Annotated in this window: 10 protein-coding genes and 1 pseudogene; 3 read left to right on the forward strand and 8 right to left on the reverse strand. The window is 49.3% G+C overall.

Annotation, left to right across the window (positions count from 1 at the left end):
- Positions 1-91: 91 nt before the first annotated feature.
- The gene (locus WC7_RS14670; RefSeq protein WP_016152971.1) at positions 92-1,201 is read right to left on the reverse strand and encodes an AI-2E family transporter; all 1,110 of its coding nucleotides are present in this window, start codon (positions 1,199-1,201) and stop codon (positions 92-94) included.
- A gap of 203 nt (positions 1,202-1,404) precedes the next feature.
- Here WC7_RS14670 and WC7_RS14665 point away from each other — a divergent pair, with 203 nt between their 5' ends.
- Positions 1,405-2,364 (forward strand): YbgA family protein, encoded by a 960-nt coding sequence (locus WC7_RS14665; protein WP_016152972.1) that lies wholly within the window; start codon positions 1,405-1,407, stop codon positions 2,362-2,364.
- Between the two features lie 145 nt (positions 2,365-2,509).
- Here the strand turns inward: WC7_RS14665 and WC7_RS14660 are convergent, their stop codons facing one another.
- The 7 genes from WC7_RS14660 to WC7_RS14630 form a co-directional block, all read right to left on the reverse strand.
- Positions 2,510-4,438, reverse strand: coding sequence for a putative bifunctional diguanylate cyclase/phosphodiesterase (locus WC7_RS14660; protein WP_016152973.1), 1,929 nt, complete (start codon positions 4,436-4,438; stop codon positions 2,510-2,512).
- Between the two features lie 17 nt (positions 4,439-4,455).
- Positions 4,456-4,950, reverse strand: coding sequence for a putative pterin-binding protein (locus WC7_RS14655; RefSeq protein ID WP_016152974.1), 495 nt, complete (start codon positions 4,948-4,950; stop codon positions 4,456-4,458).
- 541 nt (positions 4,951-5,491) lie between these two features.
- Positions 5,492-6,133, reverse strand: coding sequence for a helix-turn-helix transcriptional regulator (locus WC7_RS14650; protein WP_016152975.1), 642 nt, complete (start codon positions 6,131-6,133; stop codon positions 5,492-5,494).
- Positions 6,134-6,257: 124 nt separating this feature from the next.
- A complete protein-coding gene (locus tag WC7_RS14645) occupies positions 6,258-7,226 on the reverse strand; it encodes a threo-3-hydroxy-L-aspartate ammonia-lyase (protein WP_016152976.1) in 969 nt (322 codons plus the stop codon).
- A 27-nt stretch (positions 7,227-7,253) separates the two neighbouring features.
- Complete coding sequence (locus WC7_RS14640; protein WP_016152977.1) at positions 7,254-7,649, reverse strand: RidA family protein; 396 nt, start codon at positions 7,647-7,649, stop codon at positions 7,254-7,256.
- A gap of 245 nt (positions 7,650-7,894) precedes the next feature.
- Positions 7,895-8,203, reverse strand: coding sequence for a monooxygenase (locus WC7_RS14635; protein WP_016152978.1), 309 nt, complete (start codon positions 8,201-8,203; stop codon positions 7,895-7,897).
- 36 nt (positions 8,204-8,239) lie between these two features.
- The gene (locus tag WC7_RS14630; protein ID WP_016152979.1) at positions 8,240-9,031 is read right to left on the reverse strand and encodes a PhzF family phenazine biosynthesis protein; all 792 of its coding nucleotides are present in this window, start codon (positions 9,029-9,031) and stop codon (positions 8,240-8,242) included.
- A gap of 133 nt (positions 9,032-9,164) precedes the next feature.
- Here WC7_RS14630 and WC7_RS14625 point away from each other — a divergent pair, with 133 nt between their 5' ends.
- Both WC7_RS14625 and WC7_RS14620 read left to right on the forward strand, forming a co-directional pair.
- The gene (locus WC7_RS14625) at positions 9,165-9,863 is read left to right on the forward strand and encodes an RluA family pseudouridine synthase (protein WP_016152980.1); all 699 of its coding nucleotides are present in this window, start codon (positions 9,165-9,167) and stop codon (positions 9,861-9,863) included.
- Between the two features lie 223 nt (positions 9,864-10,086).
- A pseudogene (locus WC7_RS14620) lies at positions 10,087-10,690 on the forward strand (helix-turn-helix domain-containing protein); the annotation flags it as partial.

The following is a 10,690-nucleotide window of genomic DNA, read 5'->3' on the forward strand; positions in this document are numbered from 1 at the left end:
AATAAGCATGATTGAAATTATAGGAAACGTATGATTTTGCGTGAAAATAAAAAAGGCGGTCTCAGGACCGCCTTCTGTTATCGTCCTGCCATCATAAATCTGGAGGATTTTTTCCTTCTTCCATAAAGGCTTCGTCGATTCCTTCCACGTTACCTTCATGATCGCGCCCGGAAAACAGGTTCCAGCAGGTAATGAACAGTGCGGCAATCAGGGGGCCAATCACAAAGCCGTTAATGCCGTAGATCTCCATTCCGCCGAGAGTGGAAATCAGAATCAGATAATCCGGCATTTTGGTGTCTTTACCCACCAGCAGCGGGCGCAGGATATTGTCCACCAGCCCGACGATAATCACGAAGAAGCCAACAATAAACAGCCCTTGCCACAGCTGGTGCGTGGCGAAGAGGAATATTGCCGCAGGTACCCAGACGATCGCTGAGCCGACCGCGGGCACGAGGGAGAGAAACGCCATCAGCGCGCCCCACAGGACGCTGCCGTCGATGTCGACAATTGCAAACGCGATGCCGCCAAGAATACCCTGAACCAACGCCACGACCGCTGTGCCCTTGACCGTTGCCCGCGTCACGCCGACGAATTTGGCAAACAGGTGCTGTTTGGCAAAATCAGAAAGCGGTAATGAGTCCAGAATCTGGCGCACCAGGTACGGCCCGTCCTTCAGTAAGAAAAACAGCAGATACAGCATGATGCCAAAGCTAATAGCAAAGCCGAATGTCCCCTTACCAATCAGGAACGCGCTGCCGGCGAGATACTGTCCACCCTGCAGTACAACGTCGGACAGTTTTTTCTGGATCTGCGCGACGTTATCCAGATTATGTTCTGCGAGGAATCCTCTGGCCCAGTCAGGAAGATACGAAATAATGGCGTTGACCACTTCCGGGAACTGAGTGTCGTTTTGTTGTAATTTGGCATACACCACGTTCAGCTCAATAGCCAACGAGGAGAAGATCACCATCAGTGGGATAAAAACAATCAGACAGATGATGCCGATGGTGAGCAGTGACGCCAGCCCGTTACGTTCGCCAAGCGCGCTGCGCAGTCTGTTTTTCACCGGGTTAAAGATGGTGGTTAAGATTGCGGCCCACAAAATGGCAGAGAAATAGGGAGACAACACATCGAAGAACGCCCAGGTCACGAGGGCAAGTATGAAAATGAAGAAACCTTTAGTCAGTCCGTTAAATCGCATTAGTGAACCCTGTAATGAGAAGCAGTCCCGACTATAGAACCGTTCAGGGGAATTACCAACTTTCGCTGCGCATATTTACTTAAATTGGTTAACCTGTTTTTCGTAGGGAGCCTGCGACAGATAAATAACGTACGCTATGATTTATTAGTGAAACAGTCATACTTTTCTTCCCGAAAAAGGGCGTCAAAAAAAGAGGGGGCGTTATGAACACTCAACCTGTAATCGGGATTAGTGGATGTTTAACCGGCTCAGCCGTGCGATTTGACGGCGGGCATAAACGGATGGGATTTGTGATGGACGAGCTGGCTCAGTGGGTGACTTTTAAACCTGTCTGCCCGGAGATGTCCATCGGTTTGTCTGTACCACGCCCCGCGTTGCGTTTGGTTCAAACCGCCCAGGGGAATATCCGCATGTGTTTTAGCCATGCGCCTGGTGAGGATGTAACCGATAAAATGTCCGATTTCACCGCTTCATATATCAATGGGCTTGGCGGTCTGTCGGGTTTTATCGTCTGTGCTAAATCACCGAGCTGCGGAATGGAGAGAGTGAGGCTGTATGACGAAAAGGGAAATCGCGGGCGAAAAGAGGGAACCGGTCTGTTTACCGGCACATTAATGGAAACCTACCCGTGGTTGCCGGTCGAAGAAGATGGCCGCTTGCACGATCCGGTGCTGAGGGAGAACTTTGTCGAGCGAGTGTTCGCGTTACATGAGCTTAATATGCTGCGAGCCTCTGGTCTTACTCGCCACGGTTTACTCAACTTCCACAGCCGCTATAAGCTCCAGCTTTTGGCTCATCACCAGGCGGGTTACCGGGATATTGGCCCTTTCGTGGCCTCGCTCCATCAGTGGGATGATTTGGACGCTTTTTTCGTGGTATATCGCGAAAAGCTAATGGCGATCCTCAAAAAGCCCGCCTCACGGAAAAATCATACCAACGTACTGATGCATATTCAGGGCTACTTCCGCGATCGGTTGAACACCCGCCAGCGCGGAGAGTTGCGTGACGTTATCCTCAACTATAGCGGCGGACTGCTGCCAATATTGGCGCCACTGACTCTGCTCAAGCACTACCTTGCTGAATACCCAGACAGCTATTTACTTACCCAGAACTATTTTGATCCTTATCCGAAGGATTTAGCCCTACGGTTAATGATTAATTAGCCTGATGGCGAGTAAATCTGGGGCAGAAATATCCGTTGTTCGGGAAGGTTATCCCTGCCGTTTTCTGATGCGTTTAAGCAGGGATAATTTTCACGGTGTGTAATCATGCGGCCCTGCACCCACGGGCAAATGTGCCGACCGCGATTTAACCGTTTCTGATTTCTTCATCGATACAAGGCTGAGGTTTGCCAAACAGATATCCTTGCGCGAAATCGCAGCCCAGAGCCTGAAGTCTTGTCAGTTGCTCCTGCGTTTCAACACCTTCTGCAACAGCTTTCATATTGAGAGATTTCGCCATGCCCGTGATCAGTTTGATGATAGTCAGGGCGTCTTCCTGCGTAGATATCGAATGCACAAAGGACTTGTCTATTTTGATTTTATCGAAGGCCAGTCTGCTGAGGCGCGAAAGAGAAGAGTATCCGGTACCAAAATCATCGATGGAGATTTTTACCCCCAGGGCCCGGAGCTTATTAAGCGTATTTATCGGCGTAGCACTCTCGGTAAAGAGAGAGGATTCAGTCACTTCCAGTTCGAGGCGGTCAGGTGGAAGTCCAGTTTCTTTCAGAATGGTTAACACGATTCCTGCAAAGGCCTTGCTGCTTAGCTGGACAGGGGAGACATTGACTGAAATTTTAGCCGGAACCGCCCAACCCGCGGCTTCCCTGCAGGCAATTTCGAGCACCGCTTTCCCCATCTCATTAATCATCCCTGTTTTTTCAGCAACAGGAATAAAGCTATCCGGCGACAAGAGGCCCTTGAGAGGATGGACCCAACGAATAAGCGCCTCATAGCTGTATATTTTCTGACTGAAAGAATCGACAATAGGCTGGTAATACACCACGAACTCTTTGTTCACTATTGCTAATGCCATATCATGCTCAAGCGTTCTGCTTTCCTGCAATTTTTCTAACATTCGTTGCCGGAAGACTTTTATCTTGCCAGAGCCTTCATTTTTGGCTTCATAAAGGGCCAGATCGGCAAATTTATAAAGATAGTCGGAGCGACGCTCATTTTCTGAGATAACAATGCCAACACAGGTGGTTATGTTGATAATTGTGTTGTAAATGGTGTAGGGCTGGCTGATAAACTCACATATTTTCTGGGCTCGCGAAACGGCCCGACTTTCTGTCAGGCCACTTGAGAGAAACGCAAACTCATCCCCGCCTAAGCGATACAGCGTATCCGACGTAAGGCTTGTCGAAATCAGACGATCGGATATCTGGCGCAGTAACATATCACCGGCATCATGACCATACGTATCATTGACCTCTTTGAATCGATCTAAATCAAACAACATCACAGTCACAGCATCGTTATTTTTCTCTGCCATTTCGATTGTTTTATTTAAATCGCTCCAGAATAGCTGGCGGTTATTCATCTCGGTGAGCGAGTCATGGTAGACGTCATATTCCAGCTTGGCATTCTGAATTTGTAGCTTTTCCTTCGATTTTTGCAGTTCTTCGGCAAGACTCTTGACCTGAAGGTGCCCCCGCAGAATATTTCTGTTTTGATAAAAAATGAGCACACCCAGAATCGCACTCAGTATTATTAGCAGTACAGATGTCGTTGAGTAAATATAGTACAGCGTTTGAATTTTTTGGTTGGCGTTATTAATCGAGTTAACATCTTTGTTTAATGCGCCGGATGAAAGACGCCCAAGTTGTGCATCCAGGGTATGCATTTTTTTCAGATACGCCTGGAGTGCTGGACGGTTCATTTTCTCGAGATTATCATCCAGATAACTAAGGATATTTTCAAGTGTTACCGCTAGCTCACGGTGGGCTATATTGCTTTCTATGTAGCGCCCCAAATCACCTTCTTTTATCAAATCACTCTGGCTGAGCATAATGTCGAGACGCATGCGTACATCATCAAGATTCATCGTATCATCGATAGTGTAAAGACCAAGCAACGATTCAAATCGGTAATATTGAGATACCAACTGAGCGGCAGACCAGGAATCGGTGTAGTGAGTCAGTTTCTGTAGCTCTTGTTGCCTTTCATGCACGAGGAAAGAGATATATCCGGTAGATATAAAAAGAAAAAAGATGATGCCAGCCAGTATTCTGTTCATGATGTTCCTCTGAACGCTTACTCAATATCCATACTACTGACCTGCCATGCAGACCTTGAATAATAAATCTGATTATTTAGTTCCGGCATGCTGTCATAGGGGTACACAATGAATAATGGGCCCTTATCACGGATGCGCATATATTTTCCGTTGATTTTTAAAGCAAGGATGGCATTGTATTTTTTGAAATCACTGAGAGGGATAACGGTGGTGTAGTCATTAAGCGCAGTAACCTTTACAACGGAGCCGCTCGCCCCAACATAATCCATGAGTTTTTGTAGTGGAATACCCGTAAAGGTCGTACGTCCATTATACCAGGGGGAGGTGGTCTGAAAACTTACCATGCCCAGCTTCTCAAGGCTGGCGGTATCAAAAACCGCTTTCCCGTCTTCATTTGTATTTTCAATATTACCGGATAACGTTAAAAGAACTTTACCGGTGGGCCTGGAAAGTTCACCCGCCCAAAGCTGGGTGGAGAGCACAACGCTTACCAACATGACTATTAACCGCATTCTAACCTCACCAATCAGCCGGATGTAAAAGAATTATAATTTAGATATCACGCTATTTATATATTCCGCCTGTCTATTATTGGTGATGTGAAGCTATTTGTATTTTAATTCATTTAAATCAATGGGTTGCCATGCTTAATGGTTATGAATATTTATTAAATCAGGCGAAGTCTGTTATTAACGGACGGTGATTTTTGTTGTGTCTGTACAAAAAACAATCACCCTGTGGTTGTTAAAAAATCACACGATCATAAAGGTTTATTTTTTTGTGCAGCGACAGGGAATCGTTGTTTTATCGGCGGGTAACCTTGTTGAATAAATCGAACTTTTGCCTATTCCCGGGATTAGATTACACAGGCGTAGCAGACGTTCAAAAATAGTCAATTATCAGGAATTCAAAATATGCAAAATCACCTACGGGATCGTCAGCAACTTAATGAACTTATCAATGGCTGGATGCACCGCGATTGGGGGAATATGCCGCGCTGGCTTGCTGCCTGAGCCAGGCGGATATACCTTGCTGAGCGCCGCATAACCTGGTTTATTCGCCAGCCTGAGCCGACTGGCGGGCATACAGATACGCGGTTGCTCTGGAGACGCCCAGATGCTGCGCCACTGTGTCCATAGATTTTCGTACGTTCAGCAAACCGTCTTTGCGTAATTGTTGAATCAGTCGTTTACGGTCTTCAGGTTTCAGGGCGCGGGCCGTCGTTGCGCATTTAGCGGCAAAGTCATCGATACGCTGGCGGATGACTTCGTTACTGCCGGGATCGATATGTTCCTTAATGGGAGAGTCAGCGGTTTCAGTAAAACGCGCAAGGGCACTCTGCATGCCACGAAACAGCGTCATATCCACGTTCAGACAGAGTGCTGCTACGTATTTGCCTTCGTCATCCTTGATGCCGATGGAGGTACTTTTCACCGGGCGGCCATCGGCAAACTGGTTGCTGTAGTTGGCTATAATGCTGGGAAATTCAGGCGATGCGATTCGCGCCAGACCCAGTTCTGTTGCCGGTTGACCGGGTTCTCGCCCGGACAGGTTATTATGGATGGATAAAATGGCATGTTCAGGATTTTTGAGATCATGAACCACCACTTCGCAAAACGGCGAGAAGGTCTCGCTCAAGCCCCTGGCGATAGTGTCAATTTGGCTGAGAAGTGAGTTGTTATCGGTTTTTGGCATGCCAGTCTCCTGCGGTGATGCCTGTTGCCATGATTGCGGGCAGTTTACAGTGAGCAGGGTTCGCTTTTCCAGACGCGAGTGTTCAGACGGTAATAAGGTATCCGCATGGCAGATACCTTATTGATTACCCGGCAAGGAATTCACTGTAGCGGCTGATATCCACGTTCCCACCGCTGATGATAATGCCGATTTTCTTGCCGCGAAGTTCAGCTTTGTGCGCTCTGGCGGCGGCAAAACCCAGACAGCCAGTCGGCTCCACGACAATTTTCATTCGCTCAGCGATAAATTTCATCGAGGCGACTAATTCATCGTCTGAGACAGTCAGAATATCGTGCACATTTTGCTGGATAATCGGAAACGTAATATTCCCGAGATGTTGGGTCTGAGCACCGTCAGCAATGGTTTTCGGCGTATCGATATGAACAATCTTTCCGCTGCGAAACGACTGTTGACCATCGTTTCCCGCCTCCGGTTCGACACCATAGATGATGCAGTCAGGTGACAGATGTCTGGCTGCCAGTGCGGAGCCCGAAAGCAGGCCGCCGCCGCCCAGACACACGAAAAGAACGTCTAGCTGACCCACTTCTTCAATCAGCTCTTTTGTGGCGGTGCCTTGGCCCGCAATCACGTGCGGATGGTCGTATGGCGGGATCAGCGTCAATCCTTGTTTCTCTGCCAGCTCCCGTCCGATTTTTTCACGATCTTCGGTATAGCGATCGTAAATCACCACATTTCCACCATAGCCTTTTGTGGCTGCAACTTTAGCCGCCGGGGCATCATGCGGCATGATAATCGTCGCCGGGATCCCCAACAATTTTGCCGACAGGGCAATGGCCTGCGCATGGTTGCCGGACGAAAAGGTGACGACGCCCGCAGCGCGTTGTTCAGGCGTGAACTGGCGTAACGCATTCATGGCTCCGCGAAATTTAAACGCGCCCATTCTCTGGAAGTTTTCGCACTTGAAGAAAACTTCAGCACCAAATTCGTCATTAACCGTTCGGGAGGTCATCACCGGCGTTTTGTTGGCATAGTCGGCGATGCGCTCTGCCGCGGCGGCAACATCGTTATAATCAGGCAGTGTTATCTCAGTCATTGTTGTTCACCTGTATGTCGTTAAACGTCATGCTTGTGGGGCCAGGGCTATAGCTTCAACTTCCAGCGCGAAACCATAATGAAGTTCTGCAACGCCCGCTACCGCTCGGGAGGGCCGGAAATCACCGATCCACTCCCCATAGATTTTGTTAAACGTTGGCCATTGGTTGATATCTGTCACATAGACGCGTACTGACACCAGGTGCTGTCGAGAAATCCCAGCGCCAGCCAGGCAGGCATCAATATTCTGCAGTACCAGCCGCGTCTGCTCTTCAAAAGAGGCATCCGTTTTTTTTTCTCCATCACTCGTGACCGGCAACTGACCAGAAATGAAGACGAATCCGCCAGCCGTTGTACTGTGCGAGTAATGACCTGCAGGCGGAAAACCTCCTGCAGATGAGTTCAATGTAATGTCCACGGACATAAGAGAATCTCCTGTAGTTAGTGGTAATTCATTTTGTATAAAATAATACTATTTGTATTATTTTATACGCTTTCATACCGCGTTCGGCTAGTGATAGTTTTCACAGGTGATGATTTTGTGAACTATGGCAAACGTGACCCACGTTATATAGCTATCCTGGCGCGGCGAAAGAGGGGGAACGCTTTTGATGAGGGTAAAGCAGGGGAGTGAAGAAGCGCCCCGGGGCGGGGCGTTAAAGCCAAAAATTAGCCGATATGGCCGTGGTTAATCTTACTTAACGGTTCATTGATATCGAAGATTTTGCACGTCACGTCTTCCACACCCAGGTGCTTCAGGCGGGCCGTGTGTTTTTTGATATAGGCCAGAGCGCTGTCTTCATCCTGAAACAGGTAGATGCCACCCGCTTCGTGGTTTGCTGCGTTCTCGGTCCAGATTTTCCAGATGAAACCCGGTTCCTGGTTGATGGATTCGGCCAGTTCAACAAGCTGATGTGACATCTCAGCGCCAAACGGACCAGGAAAATCAAAGTGTATCTGCACGAGTTTGTTCGCCATAAATCCTCCATGGATTGGTTAATTCGGGTAAGGCTGCTAGCGTAACAGCACTTTACCCGTCAGATAAGTTACTGCTTGTCCACCGATATAAACACGTGTTCCTGTCAGCTGGCAGCGTAAATCGCCGCCGCGTTCAGAGACCTGGCGCGCCAGCATCTGCGTTTTATTCAGTTTTGCAGCCCAGTAAGGAATCAGCATGCTATGCGTCGAACCGGTGACCGGGTCTTCCGCGACCGCTTCACCCGGGCAGAAGAAACGGCTGACGAAATCGTATTCCCCGTCACCCGGCGCGGTGATACATACCATTTTCCCGAGGGGAATCATGGCGTGGATATTCGGGCGCACAGCCTCAACCTGCTGTTGATTCTCCATCACGACCATGTAATCGCGCGCGACGCGCACTTCTTTATATTCGGTGATGCCCAATGTTTCCAGCAGTAAGGTGGGCGGTTCGGCAGATTCGCTTTGCCAGGCAGGAAAATCAAGCGTCAGCCAATCACCGCTGCGCGTGACCGTCAGTGGACCCACAAAACGGGTGGCAAAATGGATGGTCGCTTCCGGGTAATCCAGATGTTCAAAGATGACATGTGCGGCGGCAAGCGTGGCGTGCCCACACAGATTAATTTCGCCTTGTGTGGTAAACCAACGCAGCTCGAAGCCATTCTCATTGGCGACAAAAAAAGCGGTTTCCGACTGGTTATGCTGCTGTGACATTTTTAATAATATTTCATCGGGCAACCAGTCATCGAGCGGGCATACTGCTGCGGCATTACCGCCAAACGTCGTAGTGGTAAAGGCATCTACCATGTAGAAATCGATTTGTTGCACGGTGTAACCCTCTCATCGCACTCAGGATATCCCACACTCTATCATGCTATGATTGTCATTGGTTAAGCGCCCTGATTCGCCAGTGTGGTAAAAATTCGCTATCATCCGTTTCCACACTTCATCCTGGCCGCTCATGTCTACGATCCTCGATACCTTTATTGCCCCGCCTTGTCATGAGGAGATAGCGATCCTCTATCAGGACGAGCATCTGGTGCTTATCAATAAACCCTCCGGACTGCTTAGTTTGTCGGGGAAAAACCCGCAGAATCTCGATTCGGTACATCACCGGCTGGTACAGATTTACCCCGGCTGTACGCTGGTACATCGGCTTGATTTTGGGACGTCAGGGCTGATGGTGATTGCCCGTAACAAGGCTATCAACGCCGCGCTTTGCCAGCAGTTCAGTCAGCGCGCGGTAAGCAAGGTGTATAGTGCGTTGTTGTGCGGGCATCTGAAAAACGATGAAGGAGTTATAGACGCAGCGATTGCCAAGGACCCGGCGCTGTTTCCACTGATGTCGATTTGCGCCATTAACGGTAAACCCGCGCGCTCGCGCTATCAGGTTATTGAGCGTTTTCATCATCGCCAGCAAGATGGGGAGTTACTCGCTTTGACGCGGGTACGGCTGACACCTGAAACCGGGCGTACCCACCAGTTGCGGATCCACTGTCAGCAGTTGGGGCATCCCATTTTGGGGTGCGATTTATATGGTGGGCGTCTGCTGCCAGGCACCGAACGGACGTCGAGACTGATGCTGCATGCCAGTGAACTGCATTTCAGGCATCCGGTCAGTCAGGAATGGATGACGGCCCAAAACGCCAGCCCGTTTTGAGGATATAAAAAAGCCGCCAGATGGCGCAACGTCGGTCAGTTAACGCCTCTGTATCAGAAAGTGTATTGGCGGAGGTAATAACATGCTATCTCAGAGAATGGGTTCCGTTCACCTCATGTTCATCGTTTCTCTGAAACACCGATTCCTGTGAACGTGTTAAGGGTACTATCGCTGTACTGAACCCCGGATCCTGGACAAACAGTTCAGACTCCGGAGGTTCAAAATGAAACATCCTTTTTCTCTCAGACTGGCGGCTGTTCAGCACGTTCTGTCCGGCCAAGCCGGAATTGCTGAAGCTGCACGCCAGTTTAAAGTCGGCAGGACGCCACTCTCCCGCTGGATACGCGCCTTCAGGCAGCAGGGTGAGACAGGTCTGGAGCATCGTCCTCATCGTTTTTATTCCGCAGAGTTCAAACTTCGTGTGGTTCACTATATCCTTGAAAACCGCTGCAGCAGCGCTGACGCTTCTGCGCTCTTTGCCATTCCCAATGAGACGCTAATCCAGAACTGGTTGCACAGATATCGTACAAAAGGCACAGTGGAACTTAATCCGTCCAGAGCAGGCTCCGCCATGACCAAACGTAAACAGCCTTCCGAAGCAAAACCTTACAGTGAAATGACGCATCCTGAGCTGCTCAGAGAGCTTGAATATCTGCGAGCGGAGAATGCATATTTAAAAAAGCTGAAGGCCCTGAGAGCGGAAAATGCGCTCAGGGAGCAGCAGAAAAAGCCCGGCTAGTCCGCCTGCTGCTGCCTGACCACTCGCTGAGATGCCTGCTGCGGGCGGCCAGCCTGCCCCGCAGCAGCTGGTACTATCATCAGGCTAA

It is taken from the genome of Citrobacter sp. KTE151 (assembly GCF_000398845.1).
Classification (GTDB): Bacteria; Pseudomonadota; Gammaproteobacteria; order Enterobacterales; family Enterobacteriaceae; genus Citrobacter; species Citrobacter braakii.